This window comes from Rufibacter ruber (genome assembly GCF_014138425.1).
Taxonomy (GTDB): domain Bacteria; phylum Bacteroidota; class Bacteroidia; order Cytophagales; family Hymenobacteraceae; genus Nibribacter; species Nibribacter ruber_C.
Genome location: NZ_JACJIQ010000004.1, coordinates 285,367 through 301,481, shown reverse-complemented (window position 1 = coordinate 301,481; position 16,115 = coordinate 285,367). Strand labels below are relative to the sequence as shown.

13 protein-coding genes are annotated in these 16,115 nt (G+C 52.8%); 6 read left to right on the top strand and 7 right to left on the bottom strand.

Translation table 11 applies throughout. The features are described from left to right. Positions 1-85: 85 nt before the first annotated feature. Complete coding sequence (locus tag FHS90_RS06830) at positions 86-1,426, top strand: IPT/TIG domain-containing protein (RefSeq protein WP_182512473.1); 1,341 nt, start codon at positions 86-88, stop codon at positions 1,424-1,426. A gap of 303 nt (positions 1,427-1,729) precedes the next feature. On the opposite strand, the gene FHS90_RS06825 is transcribed toward FHS90_RS06830, so the two are convergent. The 4 genes from FHS90_RS06825 to FHS90_RS06810 form a co-directional block, all read right to left on the bottom strand. Beyond that, positions 1,730-2,827, bottom strand: a complete 1,098-nt coding sequence (locus FHS90_RS06825) for a patatin-like phospholipase family protein (protein WP_182512472.1) — start codon at positions 2,825-2,827, stop codon at positions 1,730-1,732. A gap of 1 nt (position 2,828) precedes the next feature. Further along, the gene (locus FHS90_RS06820; RefSeq protein WP_066835216.1) at positions 2,829-3,380 is read right to left on the bottom strand and encodes a hypothetical protein; all 552 of its coding nucleotides are present in this window, start codon (positions 3,378-3,380) and stop codon (positions 2,829-2,831) included. A gap of 226 nt (positions 3,381-3,606) precedes the next feature. Further along, positions 3,607-5,277 (bottom strand): M28 family metallopeptidase, encoded by a 1,671-nt coding sequence (locus tag FHS90_RS06815; protein ID WP_182512471.1) that lies wholly within the window; start codon positions 5,275-5,277, stop codon positions 3,607-3,609. Positions 5,278-5,625: 348 nt separating this feature from the next. Then, positions 5,626-7,782: a S9 family peptidase gene (locus tag FHS90_RS06810; RefSeq protein WP_182512470.1), complete on the bottom strand. Its 2,157-nt coding sequence runs from the start codon at positions 7,780-7,782 to the stop codon at positions 5,626-5,628. Positions 7,783-7,982: 200 nt separating this feature from the next. Here FHS90_RS06810 and FHS90_RS06805 point away from each other — a divergent pair, with 200 nt between their 5' ends. The 5 genes from FHS90_RS06805 (at position 7,983) to FHS90_RS06785 (ending at position 13,596) form a co-directional block, all read left to right on the top strand. Then, positions 7,983-8,264, top strand: coding sequence for an ATP-dependent Clp protease adaptor ClpS (locus tag FHS90_RS06805; RefSeq protein WP_182512469.1), 282 nt, complete (start codon positions 7,983-7,985; stop codon positions 8,262-8,264). Between the two features lie 15 nt (positions 8,265-8,279). Next, on the top strand, positions 8,280-8,888 hold the full coding sequence (gene recR / locus FHS90_RS06800; RefSeq protein WP_182512468.1) for a recombination mediator RecR: 609 nt from the start codon (positions 8,280-8,282) through the stop codon (positions 8,886-8,888). Positions 8,889-9,075: 187 nt separating this feature from the next. Further along, on the top strand, positions 9,076-10,992 hold the full coding sequence (locus FHS90_RS06795) for a glycosyltransferase family 2 protein (protein ID WP_182512467.1): 1,917 nt from the start codon (positions 9,076-9,078) through the stop codon (positions 10,990-10,992). A 256-nt stretch (positions 10,993-11,248) separates the two neighbouring features. Then, entirely contained in the window at positions 11,249-12,457 is a 1,209-nt protein-coding gene (locus tag FHS90_RS06790; RefSeq protein WP_182512466.1) for a pyridoxal phosphate-dependent aminotransferase, read from the top strand. 113 nt (positions 12,458-12,570) lie between these two features. Further along, positions 12,571-13,596, top strand: a complete 1,026-nt coding sequence (locus FHS90_RS06785) for a bifunctional heptose 7-phosphate kinase/heptose 1-phosphate adenyltransferase (RefSeq protein ID WP_066839615.1) — start codon at positions 12,571-12,573, stop codon at positions 13,594-13,596. A 97-nt stretch (positions 13,597-13,693) separates the two neighbouring features. On the opposite strand, the gene hemE is transcribed toward FHS90_RS06785, so the two are convergent. The 3 genes from hemE to FHS90_RS06770 all read right to left on the bottom strand — a co-directional run bounded on the left by hemE (position 13,694) and on the right by FHS90_RS06770 (position 16,069). Further along, on the bottom strand, positions 13,694-14,725 hold the full coding sequence (gene hemE / locus FHS90_RS06780; RefSeq protein ID WP_182512465.1) for a uroporphyrinogen decarboxylase: 1,032 nt from the start codon (positions 14,723-14,725) through the stop codon (positions 13,694-13,696). A 124-nt stretch (positions 14,726-14,849) separates the two neighbouring features. Beyond that, on the bottom strand, positions 14,850-15,467 hold the full coding sequence (locus FHS90_RS06775) for a MarC family protein (RefSeq protein ID WP_182512464.1): 618 nt from the start codon (positions 15,465-15,467) through the stop codon (positions 14,850-14,852). 107 nt (positions 15,468-15,574) lie between these two features. After that, the gene (locus tag FHS90_RS06770) at positions 15,575-16,069 is read right to left on the bottom strand and encodes a hypothetical protein (protein ID WP_153042702.1); all 495 of its coding nucleotides are present in this window, start codon (positions 16,067-16,069) and stop codon (positions 15,575-15,577) included. Between the last annotated feature and the right edge of the window lie 46 nt (positions 16,070-16,115).

The window sequence follows — 16,115 nt, the reverse complement described above, 5'->3', positions numbered from 1 at the left end:
ACCTACAAGTGGGTATTACTCAGGAGTCTGCATAAAGCTATTTTTGTATCAACAACATTCTTGAATCATTACAAAAAATATAAGCTTGAAGACGTTCAAACAACTCCTTGTTTACTTTTTTGCCCTGGCCCTGCTCTCTTGTGCCACCAAGGACGAAAAAGAGGAAGATCCCACCCCCCAAAACGGTACCAGCAATGGTATTAAAATTGAATCTGTTTCTCCTCTCAAAGCTGCGTTTGATACAGAAATAACTATTAAGGGGGTAAATTTCTCGGAAATCACAACTGAAAATACTGTCACTTTTAATGATAAAAAGGCTATAGTAGTTTCTGCGGCTAGAAAGGAACTTGTAGTGAAAGTACCTAAAGGGGCAGGTTCCGGCCCTATAAAAGTGGTGGTGGGCAGTAAAGATGCTTCTTGGGATTCATTTACCTATGAATTAACCAATACCATTTCTACAGTTAACTATTTTGATCACTTTTTCTTTACCAGTTTATATTTTGATGCAAACAATGCCATGCATGTGACCCAGCTGTCACCCGGTATGCTAAAAGTAATTACCGGTAGGTCACAGGCGACAGAGCTCAGTAAAGGCAGATTGTATACTGTACCTATTTTCACGAACGGTTCATTAAGTGATGCAGTTTTTATGTTCTTAACCGCAAGCACTTTTGATCAATCAGGAAACCTTTTTCTAGCTGATCACTCCCTTATCTATAAGGTAACCCCTCAAAAGCAGGTCAGTCTTTTTGCAGGTAGCTATATTAGCAACAGTGAGATTCGGCAAATATCTGGATATAAAGATGGGCCTGCCAATCAAGCACAGTTCAATGCCATCACAGATCTGGATGTTGATAACAACGGTAACTTAATTGTGATGGAGGCCAACCGGATTCGTAAAATAACCCCTCAGGGTATGGTAAGTACCTTTGCCGGCACTGGCGTGAAAGGATATCGTGATGGTGCCGGAAATCAAGCCCAATTTGCCGGCCTCTACAAAATGGATTTTGATAAAAACTGGAATTTGTTTGTGACTGATTCAGAGAATAACTGTATCAGAATGGTAACCCCACAGGGACAAGTTAGTACCGTTGCTGGCACCAGACAGGCAGGTTATAAAGATGGGGCAGCGCTACAGGCGCAATTCTTCGGGCCAAGTGCCCTTATCTTTGATAAAGACTGGAACTTATTTGTGGGGGAAGCAGGGAATTATAGGATAAGAAAAATTGATACACAGGGTCAGGTATCTACTCTTGCAGGTGATGGAACTAACCCCTTAGTATACAAAGACGGAAAAGCTCTGGAGGCAACTGTAGATACACCTATTGATTTTGCATTTGATAAGAATGGGAATCTGTATTTTATCTCAATAAATGACCGATATCCAAGCGATTTGTCCAGAATTTGTAAAGTTATTTCTGAGTAAGAGCTTGATTAAATTTTGGTTTTGCGAGCGAAAATTGGGAGCGAAAGGTTCTGACGAAGCGTTTTTTGAGCCGCATACGCCCCACTATGGTGGGAGAAAAATGCGATGTCAGGTTCTTTTGATTCCCGTTTGCAGCGGAAAAGACAAATTTAATCATGCTCTAAGATTATTCCCGCAGCAGCCACCACCTGAAAGCTTAACAAGCATTCTGTTTCTGACCTGGCTTAGCAATTACAGGCCAGAAATAGAATGCTTTGGTTTTTATGAGCTAATGTAGGGTTGATGATTGATTCTGCTGACCAATTACTCACACCCGGCAAAGAACTGCAGCATGCCCATGCGCCCACTTTCCAGCAGGGTCTCCTTATCTTTCTCTGAGAGGCGTTTGATCTTTGGTCCGTAGCCGGCGGTGCTCACAGAAACGGTTCTGTCCCAGTCGGCGGGGGTGAGCTCATGGCGGTTCAGGTTTTCAATGATAATGCGGTAAAAACCAGTAATGTAATCGGCGAAGCCGTTGATTGGGTTAGGGGCCAAGCCTTTCCGCTCCAGGTCATAGGCAATCTGGGCATCATAGTCTAAACGTATGCCTATGGTCTCTGGGTTAATAAAACGGCTCTTCCCCTCTGGGGCGGTGGCGCCTGCGGCGGAAAAATATGTAGGGTGATCAAATACCATGAGCGGGAAATTCATGAGCAACCCACCGTCTACCAGCACGTCTGTACCATTGTTGGGCAGGGGCTTGGGGAACACCTGACCAGTGCTGTCCATGAACACCGCCTGGAAGAACATGGGCACGCTCATGGAAATGCGCACCGCGTCTTTGACCTTCATGTGAGGGAAAGTCTCGTGGCAGAAGATTTCAGAGCGTTGCCGGCTCAGGTTGGTGCCGGTGATGTAAAGATCCCGGTAGCCGTTTTTGCCCGCCAGCGCGTGCAGTTCTGCGAAGGTGAGGTTTGGGTTGCCGGTTTTCTGGGCAATGAGGTCAGAAAGCCATTGGGTGAATTTCTCCCCGCGGTACCAGCCGTAGCGGCTAGACATTCTTGCGATGCCCCCCACAAACAGGAACCGGCCATCTGCAAACTTCTGGATAGGGGTTTTAAAGGTAATTTCTGTGATCTGCTGCGGTGTGTAGCCCATAGCCAATAGACAAGCCTGAATGGCTCCCGCCGAGGTGCCGGCAATTCGCTCAATAGATTGCAGCTGGCCCCGCCGCTCCAGCTCAGCCAAAGCTCCGCCGTAGGCAATGCCCCTAATGCCGCCGCCCTCCAGGGCCAGGTTCTTGTACACTTTCTGCTGAGTCTGTGCCCCGGCGTAGCTGTACAAGGTGAGGGAGAGTAGCGTGATGAGGAAAAGCTGTTTTAGGGCTGTTTTCCCAAAAATAGGCCAAATACGGACGCACATCTTATTCCAGTTCAAATTGCCAGGGAAGGTTGAACGGCAGCTGCCGGCGCTTGCTGCGGCCGTTGAGATCTGTGAGAAACGTGTTGATGGTTTCCTGGTACTCCAGGTGGTAATCTACATGCAGGTGCTTTTGAATGAGCGTCATGCTGCGCAGCACCAGCCGCGCCGTGGCCACGTAAAAGGTTTTATATACGCTGTCAAACTGGCCCGTGAAGTTGTCAAAGATGAGTTGCAGCAGGTACAGGTGCAGGTCAATCTCACCCTTACGGTCTTTGGTGACGCGCTGGTAGCGGGCAATTTCCTGGGCGGCTTTCTTGAGGCCCCGGCTCAGGGCTTTGCTCAGGCTGCGGCCCGAGACGGTGAAGAGAATGTCATGAAGGGCTTCGCGGCTGCGCTCCTGCAGCGATTCCAGCGTCACGTCTTCCAGCAGCTCAAAGCTGAGGGTGTCATAGGCTTCGGCGTCTTTGCGCACCAGCCGCAGAATGAGGGCTTCCTTCTCCTTCTCAGATAATCTTTTCAACGCCTGCTTGAAGTCAGCGGAGGGTACGGGCATTTTGAAATGAGGAATTAGACATTAAGAATTTAGAATGGGCTGAGCTTAGGTAAAGCACTCTCCATTAATCTCTTCAAAATTACGGCTTTCCGGCAGGAAATGAAAGTATTGCGTTTTTGGCCTGTTTTACAGAAAAGAAGCCAAAAACAGGAAAGGCTGACCATGTTACGCCAGCCTTTCCTGTTTTTGACCTGTTTTGGCCAAAACTGCTCCAAAACGCAACGGGTTATCTTTTCATGTATTTCTCCCGCACGGCTTTGAACTCAGAACCTGGTTTCCATTGGGGCCACTGGTTGGAGAACGCCAGGCGTTTGCCCATCTGGTAGAGCAGCTGCAGATCTGCCACGGCTCCGTCAAATTTGAAGGCAGCGTTCACCTCATCGTTCTGCTTGTGGTAAATGTTAGCGGTGAAGTTGGCCAGCAGTTTTTTGCCTTCGGCGGGGCCGAGCTGCACGTGGTCTGTGCCCATGCCGGTGAACAGCGCCGGAACGCCCGTCTTGGCAAAGTTGAAGTGGTCTGACCGGTAATAGAGGCCGGCTTCGGGGGTGGGGTCTGGGGCAAGGTAGCGGCCCGCTTTCTTGGCTTCTTCCGCCAGGATTTCCTCCAGTTCAGACTGCCCCTGCCCAATCAACACCATGTCTTTGGTGGCACCGTAAGGGTTGAGCATGTCAATGTTGAGGTTGGCCACCGTTTTCTCTTTGGCGAAAACCGGGTTCTCAGCATAATGGGCCGAGCCCAGCAGCCCCTGCTCCTCAGCGGTCACCGACAGGAACACAATACTTCTCTCTGGCTTCTGAGGCAGGGCTTTAAACGCTTTGGCTACCGCCAGCAGACCGGCCGTGCCGCTGGCATTGTCGGCGGCGCCGTTGTAGATGCTGTCATTCTGGGCGTTTTTCTTGCCAATGCCCAGGTGGTCCCAGTGCGCTGAATACACAATGGCTTCATCTGGGCGTTTGCTGCCCGAAATCTTGGCAATGAAGTTGTAGGATTTGTCATACTTCACTTTGGCCTGAATGGAGGTGCTCACGGTCAGGCCCAGCGGCATACCTTTGAACCCCGGTTTGGCGGCCCGCTGCAGCTCAGCCTGAAAGTTCTTGCCTGCGGCCGAAAACAGGCGCTCGGCCACGGGCGTGGTCACCCAGCCTTCCATGGCGCATTTGTAGGTGGGCTTGTTCCGGTTGTCCAGGTAAAATCTGGAGGCGTTCCAGTTGTTCTGCACCACCTGAAAGCCGTAGCCGGCTGGCTCTGTGGCGTGCACAATGAGGCACCCTTTGGCTCCCTGGCGGGCTGCCTCCTCCAGTTTGTAGGTCCACCGGCCGTAGTAGGTCATGGTTCTGCCCTTGAAGAAGGTTGGGTCTGCCGAGTAGAAACCCGGGTCACTCACCAGCACCACCGCCACCTTGTCTTTCACGTCCAGCCCGGCATAGTCGTTCCAGTTATACTCCGGGGCCACAATCCCGAAGCCGGCAAACACCAGTTCGCTTTCCTGAATGGTGCTGTTCACTTCAGGGCGTTTGGCCCAGACCACGTACTCCTCCAGCCCTTTCAGCTCAAACGACTGCTTGCCTTTCACCTGCATGGTGGGGGCGGGGGCAGAGGTGATCTCTACCATGGGCACCTCCTGCAGGTAGCTGTTGCCGTTGCCTGGCTCCAGCCCCAGCGCTTTGGCTTCTCTCTCCAGGTAAGCCAGCGTCTTCTTCTCACCGTTGGTGAAGGGCTTGCGGCCCTCCAGGTCATCTGCTGCCAGCGCGGTCACATATTCACGGTAGCTTTCCTCTGTAACCTGGGCTGAAAGCGGGCTGGTGCTAGCGGTGGCGTCTTTGGGGTTGGTAGAATGGCAGGCGGTGAAAAGGGTTAAGCTGAACGGCACTGCCCACAGGAAGGATGGTTTCTGCATGATTAGTTGTTGGTGTAATTGAGCTTCTAATGAATAGAAAAATAGGGATTATTTTTTCATTGAGAGAAGCTGTATGTTGCTTAGATAGAAATAACATATATTCTTCTTCCTTGTCATCCTGAAAGGATCCCGGGGGCGAACTAGATAAACAAGTGCTGGCCGCTACTGCCGTTCGCCACCAAGATCCTTGCAGGATGACAAAATGTGTCATGGAATTCGTTCACTTGCTTGATAATGGGAGTCAAGGCGAAAGAGCTGGTTCTAAAAACAGGAAGAGCTGCCTTAGTCTGAGGCAGCCCTTCCTGTTTTTGACCTATTTTCAGAAAAACAGGCTGAAAACGCAATTCCCTATTTCAGGTTCTCGTCAAAGTACTGGGTCACTTTTTTATACAGGTGCGCCCGGTCTTTCCCGATCACGTTGTGCGGGTGGCCGGGGTACACAAAATAGTCCAGCAGAACGCCTTCATCTACCGCTTTTTTCAGGAACGCCAGACTGTGCTGCCACACCACCACGTCATCTACGGTGCCATGAATCATGAGCAGTTTGCCCTGCAGGTTTTTCACGTGGTTGAGGAGGTTGGCCTTTTCGTAGCCTTCGGGGTTCTCCTGCGGGGTGTCCATGTAGCGTTCTGTGTACATGATCTCATAGTAGCGCCAATCTATCACGGGGCCCCCGGCAATACCCACTTTAAAGACGCCCGGCTGCTTGAGCATGAGCGAAGTAGTCATAAAGCCCCCATAGCTCCAGCCGTGTACGCCTATGCGGTTGGCATCAACGTACGGAAGCCCTTTTAAATATTCCACGCCTTTCATCTGGTCGGCAACTTCGGCGGTGCCGGCCTGGCGGAAGATGGCTTGCTCAAAGGCGCGGCCTCTATCGGCGGAGCCGCGGTTGTCCAGGGAGAAGACAATGTAGCCTTTCTGGGCCATCATCTGCATCCAGAGGTTAGAGCCGCCCAGCCAGCTGCTGTTGATCATCTGCAGGTGCGGACCACCGTACACGTACACTACCACCGGGTACTTTTTCTTCTCATCAAAGTTTGGCGGGGTAATCATGCGGCAGTACAGGTCGGTGCCGTCTTCGGCTTTGATGGGGAAAATGGTAGTTTCCCCCAACTGGTACTCCTGCAGCGGGTTTTTGGCCACCAGCAGGGTCTTGGCTACTTTGGCTACATCGGTGTCCAGAATCCGGATGGTGCGGGGCGTAACGGGGCTGCTGTAGTTGTCTATGAAAAATTGGCCGGTAGGGCTGAGGTGCACGTTGTGCACGCCGCTGCCCTGGGTCATTCGGCCGGTGCGGCCAGTGGCCAGCTCTACGGCGTAGAAGTGACGCTCAAGCGGGCTTTCAGCGGTGGAGGTAAAATAGGCTTCGCGCCCGTTGGGGTTAAAGCCTACCAGATCTTTCACCACCCATTCGCCTTTGGTGAGCTGCCTAATCAGTTGGCCGTTGGTGTTGTAAAGGTAGAGGTGGTCATAGCCGTCGCGCTCACTGATCCAGACAAACTGGTCGGGCTTGCCCGGTACAAAGTACAGCCCGTGCTCCGGCTCCACCCATTTGTCATTCTGCTCCTCAAAAAGCGTTTTCACGAAGGCGCCGGTGGTGGCGTCATACTGGTTCAGCCATAGATGATTCTGCGCCCGGTTCACCACCGCCACATAAAGATGCTTCTCGTTTGGGCTCCAGGTCACATTGGTCAGGTACTGCTCAGCAGGCTCCCCGGTTTTCAGGAAAATGGTTCTGCCCGAAGCCACTTTGTACACCCCAACCGTGACATGGTGGCTCTTGCCGCCCGCCATAGGGTATTTGATGCTGTTCAGTTTAGCCGGAAGCGGATCAATGTCTACCAGCGGGTAATCTGTGACCATGGTCTGGTCCATGCGGTAAAAGGCCAGGCTGTTGCCGCTGGGGCTCCAGAAGGTGCCTTTGGTAATGCCGAATTCAGAGCGGTGGGCGGCCTGCCCGTTGACTATCTCAGTGTTCTGCTCCTGCGTCACCTGCTTGTCCTCACTACCCGCCTGGGAGAGAAACAGGTTGTTGCCCCTGGTGTAGGCCACGCGCTGCTTGTTGGGGGAGAAGTCTACGTTTTCAGCGCCAGCCCCTAGTTTATAGAACGGCTGCGCCGATTTGTTCTGCACGTGGTAGCGGTACACTTGCCCTTTCTGGTTGATCAGGAGCTCCTGCGCGTTAAGCCACTGCAGGCCATTCAGGTTGTTGGCTTTGGCGCCGCCGGCTTTTTCCAGCGCAGCGCTCAGTTGGTCAGTGGTGACAACGGCCGTGGCCTCCGCCCGAACACCGCCGCGCAGCAACTGGTCTCCTTTGCTGCTCACGTAGCTGTAGTCATTGGTGCCGGGCACCCAGGTGAGCTGGCGCAGGTTGGCAGGGGAGAGGCCGGGGTTCAGGAAAGAGTCTTCAACGGTCAGCTGTTTTTGCTGGGCCAGAACAGGAACCGCTAAGGCAGAAGAAAGCCAGAGAAAGACCAGTAATGTAAAACGATGGTGTAGCATTTGGTTTGGTTGTGTGGTGCATATGAAAGGGCAGCTGCCGTGCGGGAAAGAGACTGTCGCTTGTCTGCCATTTCCCTTCAAAAATAACTTTAAAGGAACGCTTTTTTAGGAACAACCCGTATATTTTAACTGTTTTACTTTTGCTGATACCTCTGCGGGAGGCGCTTCTAAAACTCGTTTGAATTGCGTAATTTTGTGGTATGGACATCTTAACTGAAATACTGGAGCAGGAAGACGTAATGTTGTTGGAAGACACCACCGAGATGCGCGAGCTGGTAGTGTACAATGACGACGTGAATACGTTTGAACACGTGATTAACACGCTGGTACAGGTATGCCGCCATACGCAGGAGCAGGCGGAGCAATGCACCATGTTGATCCATTACAAAGGGAAATGTACCGTAAAACTGGGTTCTTTCACTGAGCTGCAGAGCATGTGCACCGCCATCCATGACAGGGGTATCTCAGCAGATATCGTATAACCCTGACCCAACTGGATGAATTTTCCTTCAAAACTGATTGAGAATGCGGTAGAAGAGCTGGCAAAGCTGCCGGGGGTGGGCAAGAAAACCGCCCTGCGCCTGGCCCTGCACCTGCTCAAAGCCGAAACCGAAGATACCAAGCAGCTCTCAGAGGCCCTGGTGCGCATGCGCACGGGCGTGAGGTACTGCAACACCTGCCATAACATCTCAGACACTGACGTTTGCGGCATCTGCGCCAACCCGCTGCGCGACCGTACCCTTCTGTGCGTGGTGAGTGACATGCGGGATGTGATTGCCATTGAGAACACCGCCCAATACAAAGGAGTGTACCATGTGCTGGGCGGCGTGATCTCTCCGCTGGAAGGCATTGGCCCTTCAGACCTGCACATTCAGTCACTGGTGGAGCGGCTGCCAAGTTCTGGGGTGAAAGAGATCATCTTAGCGCTTAGCCCTACCATGGAAGGCGACACCACCGCCTTCTACCTTACCCGTAAGCTCAAGGATATGCCGTTGCGCATCTCCAGCATCGCCCGGGGCGTGCCGGTGGGCGGGGAGCTGGAATACACAGATGAGATTACTCTGGGCCGAAGCATACAGGACAGAACCGCCTACGCCCAAGGCTAATGGTTTGCGTTTTTGGCCTGTTTTTCTGAAAACAGGCCAAAAACGGCAGAAAAGCAGGAGCTTTGGTTCCTGCTTTTCTATTTTTATTCCTCTTTGTTGAAGAAAGGCCATAAATGTGTCCTAAATTTGTTTTTGCCTTAAAGTATCTTCCATAAAGCGAGAATCCGCTTAAGAACCGCCCATCTGCTTGAAAGACCTTTCTGTCATCATTGTCAACTACAACGTGAGCTATTTCCTGGAGCAGTGTCTGCTGTCAGTGAGAAAAGCCGTGCAAGGGCTGGAGGTGGAGGTTTTTGTGGTGGACAACAATTCAGTAGACGGATCTGTGGAGATGGTGCAGCGGCGGTTCCCTGAGGTACTCCTGCTGGCCAACAAGGAGAACCTGGGGTTCTCCAAGGCCAACAACCAGGCCATGCGGCAGGCCCAGGGCAAGTACGTGCTGCTCCTGAACCCAGACACCGTGGTGGAGGAAGACACGTTTCGCAAATGTTTCCAGTTCATGGAAGAGCGGCCCGGCGCCGGGGCCCTGGGTGTAAAGATGATGGACGGGACAGGCCAGTTCCTGCCTGAGTCAAAACGCGGCCTGCCCACGCCGTGGGTGGCGTTCTGTAAAGTTTTCGGCCTGGCCGCCCTGTTTCCCAAATCTTCGCTGTTCAACCGGTACCATCTGGGGCATCTGCCGCAGGATGAGGTGAGCCAGATTGATATCCTGGCCGGGGCGTTCATGTTTATGCGCGCTGAGGCGCTGCAGAAGGTGGGGCTGCTGGATGAGACGTTCTTCATGTACGGCGAAGACATAGACCTTTCCTACCGGATCAAAGAAGGTGGCTATGGCGTGTATTATTTCCCGGAGACGCGCATCATTCACTACAAAGGCGAAAGCACCCGCAAAACCAGTGTGAACTACGTGTTCATGTTCTACCGGGCCATGATGATTTTTGCCGAGAAGCACTTTAGCGGGCGGCAGGGCAGGCTTTACACGTTTTTGATCAGGCTGGCTATCTACCTGCGGGCGCTGCTGGCCATTGTGAGCAGGGGCCTGGCCTGGCTTCTGCCCGTTCTCCTGGACGGCCTCTGCCTGGTGGTAGGCGCCTGGTTGGGTGCCAGGCTGGTGCCTGCTCCGCTTCCGTTAGAAGTATCACCTACCTGGTTGGTCTATTTTGGGCTATGGCTGGGGGCGGCGTTTTTCAGTGGCGCGTATGATTCCCCGCCAAGTCTGTACCGGCTGGTGCGGGGCATGCTGTGGGGCAGTATATTGCTCATGGCTTTTTCCAGCGTGGTGAGCCTCATAGGGGAGACAAACAAGAAGCACCTGCTGGCGGCCGTGCTTATTGGCTTGGCAGGCATGACGCTCTGGCGCCTGCTGTGGCATTACAAACAGTACGGGCACTGGCGTTTTGGAGAGGCCAAAGCCAAACGCATTGCGGTAGTTGGGAGCGCCAAGGAGGTAAAAAGGGCTGCGCAGCTGCTGCGGCAGGCGGGGGCCCAGGAGCCGGTGACACAGCTGGCCCCGCAGCATTCTGCGGCAGACCTCAGGCAGATCAAGGAGGTGATTGATATCTACAAAATCAATGAGCTGATTTTCTGCGGAAAAGATCTGGCCGTGTCACAGATCATTGAGTGGATGGTGCAGATCCATAACAGTGCCGTTGAGTTCAAGATACTGCCGGAGAACAGCGCCTACATTATTGGGAGCTCGTCTAAAAACACCCGCGGTGATTATTATGCGCTGCACATTGAGGTAAACCTGCTCAACCCGTACCACCGGCGCAACAAAGCCATTTTGAACACCTTGATGGGAGGCCTGCTGCTGGTGCTGTCACCGTTGCTCATCTGGCGCCTGAAAAGCCCTAAACAGTTTTACAAGAATGCGTTCGCCAGCCTGGTGGGCTTGTACCAGTGGGTGGGGCTCAAGGCTACTGCCACGTCTGAGACCAAACCCGCCGTGTTTTCTCCCGTTGACAGAATTACGGCAGAGAGAATCAGCTCCTCGGCGGCCCGTCAGGTGGAGGTGGTGTACGCCAAGGAATATACCGCTTTTTCAGATCTGGCCATTGTGCTCAAGAATCTTCGCCAGTTAGACAAACGGCCTGCCACGCAATAACCCTTCCCGCCAGTGCCGGGGAAAAGTTTGCCACATTCTTCTGTTTTTGGCTTACTTTTGGAAAAACAGGCGTAAAACAGAAACCGCCCTGCCTTATAGCTGATTCAGGTTGATTTGTAGAAGTTTTCAGGCTTTTGGGCTTAAAATTTTCAGTGATTCAATAGAAAGCCTGATGAATTAATTAATTTTCAGTAAAATTAATGTTAAAAGAATAAAAGCTCCTAATTTTGAGCCACATCTTACTACTTGCAAAGGCATGATTACTACCCAAAAACCTACCTTATCTGACCGTATTACCTCTTTGGCTGAGTCACAGACCATTGCCATGGCCAAAAAAGCCCGCGAACTGGCGGCCAGCGGCGTAGATGTGATAAACCTAAGCTTTGGGGAGCCTGATTTCCAGACCCCGCAATACATCAAAGACGCCGCCAAGAAAGCCATTGATGACGGCTACACCTTTTATACCCCCGTGCCCGGCTATCCGGAGCTGCGCAAGGCCATAGTAGAGAAGCTGAAGCGTGACAACGGCCTGGAGTATGGCATTGAGAACATAGTGGTTTCTACCGGGGCCAAGCAGTCTATCGCCAACGCGGTGATGTGCCTGGTGAACCCGGGAGACGAGGTGATCATCTTCTCCCCTTACTGGGTGAGCTATGAAGAAGTAGTGAAACTGGCTGAAGGCATTCCCGTGCAGGTGCGGGGTCCCCTGGAGAACGACTTTAAGGTGACGCCAGAGCAATTTGAAGCCGCCATTACGCCCAATACCAAACTGGTGATGTACTCTTCGCCCTGTAACCCAACCGGCTCTGTCTTCACCAAAGAGGAGTTGGAGGCGTTTGCCCGTATTCTGGAGAAGCACCCGCAGATTCATGTGATTGCAGATGAAATCTATGAGTACATCAACTTCACCGAGGAGCACTACAGCCTGGCCCGGTTTGAGGCCATCAAAGACCGCGTGGTCACCGTGAACGGCTTCTCCAAAGGCTATGCCATGACCGGCTGGCGCGTGGGGTACATTGCCGCCAGCAAAGAGATTGCCAGCGCCTGTGACAAAATGCAGAGCCAGATCACCAGCGGCACCTGCTCCATTGCCCAGAAAGCCGCCCAGGGCGCTTTAGAGGGAGGAAAAGGCTCGGCCGAAGAAATGAGTGCCTCTTACCTGCGCCGCCGTGACTTGGTGCTGAGCCTGATGAACGAAATCCCGGGCATCAAGACCTATGTGCCGCAGGGGGCGTTCTACATTTTCCCGGATGTGAGCGCCTTCTTCGGTAAATCTGTGGAGGGACGGGTGATTGAGAATGCCAATGATCTGGCCATGTACCTGCTCAATGATGCGCACGTGTCATTGGTAGAAGGCGGCGCGTTTGGGGCGCCAGAGTGTATCAGGTTCTCCTTTGCCGCCTCAGATGCCAAACTGACCGAAGCCCTGGGCCGAATCAAAGCCAGCCTGGCGAAACTTTCATAACAAGAGGCGAAAGTTTCTTACTTTTGCCTGTCAATTTCTGATAAGACATTGGGCTTCGCTTCGTCACAGAAGTATGGCCTGATGTCTTATTTCTACTTTAAAGCCCTTACTGAATGTCTATTCAGCAGACTGTTGCCACCTTGTTTGAGCGCTTCCGCCGGTTGCATGTGCTGGTGGTGGGTGACGTGATGATTGATGCCTATCTCTGGGGAAAGTCTTCCCGCTTGTCGCCGGAGGCGCCGGTGCCCATTGTAAACCGGCTGAAAGTGGAGCAGCGGTTAGGCGGGGCCGCCAACGTGGCGCTGAACGTGCAAAGCCTGGGCGCCACGCCTATGCTCTGCTCAGTGGTGGGCGATGATCTGGAAGGGGCGGCCCTGGTAAGATTGCTCTTAGAGCAGGGCCAGACCGAAGAAGGCATTGTGCTCAGCCCGGAGCGGCCCACTACGGTGAAGCAACGCATCATCTCAGGGGGCCAGCAGCTCCTGCGCATTGACTCTGAGGTGGAAACTGATTTGACCGAGTTTGAGCGGCGGGCACTGGTGCAGCGCTTTTCGCAGCTGCTGGAGAAGGCAGATGTGGTCATCTTTGAAGATTATGACAAAGGCGTGTTAAGTACCCCCGTCATTCAGGAATTGCTTCAGCTGACCAAGAAAAAAGGCGTACCCACCGTGGTAGACCCAAAGAAAAAGAATTTCCTGTCTTACGTGGGCAGCACCCTTTTCAAACCCAATCTCAAAGAACTGAAGGAGGGGCTGAAGGTAGACTTTGCAGAGGCCAACCTGGAGGCATTTGAAGAGGCGGTGCAACAGCTGCAGGCGCAGATGCAGGTAGAGAACGTGTTGGTGACGCTCTCTGAGCGCGGGGTTTACTGCCAGTCTAAGAACGGGGAGAAAACCTACCTGGATGCCCACATCAGAGCCATCTCAGACGTGTCTGGCGCGGGAGACACCGTGGTGAGCATTGCCGCCTTGAGCCTGGCGCTGGGCTTACCGTTACCAGCCCTGGCCGAACTGGCGAACCTGGGGGGCGGTCTGGTCTGTGAACATGTGGGCGTGGTGCCGGTAGACAGAAACCAACTGCTGGAGGAGGCCCAAAAATCTCAGGTGCTACAGCGCGAATTGGCTGGGTTAGTGTTTTAGTGCCCCTTGAGCAAAGAAGTAGAGAATTAAACCAAAAGCCGTTTTGGCCTGTTTTTCAGAAAACAGGCCAAAAACGGCTTTTGGTTGGTGAGGTATATTACCGCTGGCTATATTCTTTCACTGTCTGGATAAAACACTTCACTTTCTCCGGATCTGTGTCTGGGTAAACCCCATGGCCCAGGTTGGCAATGTGGCGGTGCGGCCCAAAGGCATCCAGCATTTTTCTGGTCTCCTGCTTCACACCTTCAAAAGAATTGTAAAGGGCGCACGGGTCCAGGTTGCCTTGCAGGGTTTTGTTTTCGCCAATGGCCTGGCGCGCTTCCTGAATGTTCATGTTCCAGTCAAGGCCAATAACCTGGCAGTCCAGTTGGGCAAAATCTGCCATGGCAAAGAAAGCGCCTTTGGCGAAGACGGTTACCGGAACCTCTGTCAGGGCTTTGCAGATCTGGTCAATGTACCGGTAAGAGAACTCCTGGTAATGCGCCGGGGGCAGGATGCCCGCCCAGGAATCAAAGATCTGAATCAAATCGGCGCCCGCCGCCACTTGCGCTTTGAGGTAGGCAATGGTGGTGTCGGTGATTTTCTGCAGCAGCCTGTGAGACAGCTCCGGCTCCGTGTACAGCATTTTCCTGGCCTTTGAGAAGGTTTTGGAGCCGCTTCCTTCCACCATATAGGCAAAGATGGTCCAGGGGGCACCGGCAAACCCAATGAGGGGCACGCGGCCGTTCAGTTCCCGCTTGGTGACTTTTATGGCCTCCAGCACGTAGTTCAGGTGCTCATGCGGGTCTGCCACGCGCACATTCTCCACGTCTGCGGCTGTTTTGATGGTGTTGGGGAACAACGGGCCCCGCTTCTCAATCATTTCATAGGTGCAGCCCATGGCCTCTGGCACCACCAGAATATCAGAAAAGATAATGGCGGCATCTACGTCCAGCAGGTCTACCGGCTGAATGGTGACCTCGGCGGCCAGTTCAGGGGTTTCTACCAACTCCTTGAAACCTGAGAGGCGTTCGCGCACGGCACGGTACTCAGGTAAGATTCGGCCGGCCTGGCGCATGAGCCACACGGGCGTTCTTTCAGTGGGCTGCCCTAAGGCGGCACGCAAGAATAGATCGTTCTTCAATTGCATAGCGCAAAGATAAGGAATGAGGTTGGAGTCTGGTAAATCTTACCGGAAAAGGAGGGGGAGGTGTTGCGTTTTAGGGCTGTTTTCTGAAAAACAGCCCTAAATCGGAAATAGGGGCGTTTGGCTGCTACCTGAACAGGGCCAACAGAGCCGTCACGATAAAGCTCACCCCCAGGGACAGCACAATAAAGCCCATGATCCTAGACAGGGCGGCTAACCCGGCTTTGCCCATGAACATCATGAGGCGCGGCGAGAAGAACAGGATCACGTAGGTGATGAAGCCTAACAGCACAATGGCCAGCACGGTAAGCCCCATGTCTATGATGGTAAGAGACTTGGTGAAAAGGCTGATCACCACCGCAATAGAACCGGGGCCGGACAGCAGCGGCATGGCCAGCGGTGTGAAGGAAATGTCTTCCTTCTCCACCCCTTCGGCCACCACGTCTTTGGAGATTTTCTTGCCTTCCTCGGCTTTGGGGTTGAGCAGGTCAAACCCGGCCCGCATGATCATGATGCCGCCCGCAATACGGAGGTCGTGAATGCGCAGCCCGAAGAAATCCAGCACCGCCTGCCCGGCAATGAAAAAGACCGTCAGGATCAGGATCATGTACATACAGGCCCGCAGCGCCTGCTGGTTGCGGCGGGCGGTAGTGTCATCCTGGGTAAGCGTTAAGAACACGGGCATGGCCCCAAACGGGTTTACCACCGAGAAAAGGGCCGAAAAGGTTGCCAATAGAATTTCCATCGCGTCTAAAATAGAGAATTCTGCAGGAATAACAATTGGGGCGGGGCCTAAAAGAGAAAGGGAAGGCACATGGCCTTCCCTTTCTCTTTTAAATCTATTTCTGTTGCTTACATAAAGAAGCTGAACAAGGCTGTGCGCAATTGCCCAAAGAAACCCGGGGCAGAAGATCTTGCCGGCACCTGTTTAGGGTTGTTGCGGGGCTGCTGACGGTTCTGTAACCGCTGCAAAGCCAATACAAGCCATGACTTGGCAGAATCATTGCGCTCTATAATGCCAGAGACGCCTGGGTGCCAGAGGTGCAACACGTTTCTCCCTTCTAAAGAAGGGGTCATCACATAAAGGTGTGTTCTGTCCTGCTGGGCTAGAAGCAGTTTCACCAACGCCACATCTGGTTCAAAATTCAGTGCTTCACGCCCGCCAAACACAATGATTTCACGGCTTGAATTTCTGGCTTCGTCAAACTGCCGCTCATACTCCTCATAAGAAAAAGAGCGTATCTCAATTGGTTTGAGATAATTGTTTTGCTTATTTAACGCTTCGCACAAAGACCCGGCAAACGCTTTGTCATCTTCTAAGAGTAAGAGTCGATATGTATGTGACATTTAAGAAAATAGCTTTTGGAGATTTGCTTCAAAAGTAGCAGGTTAA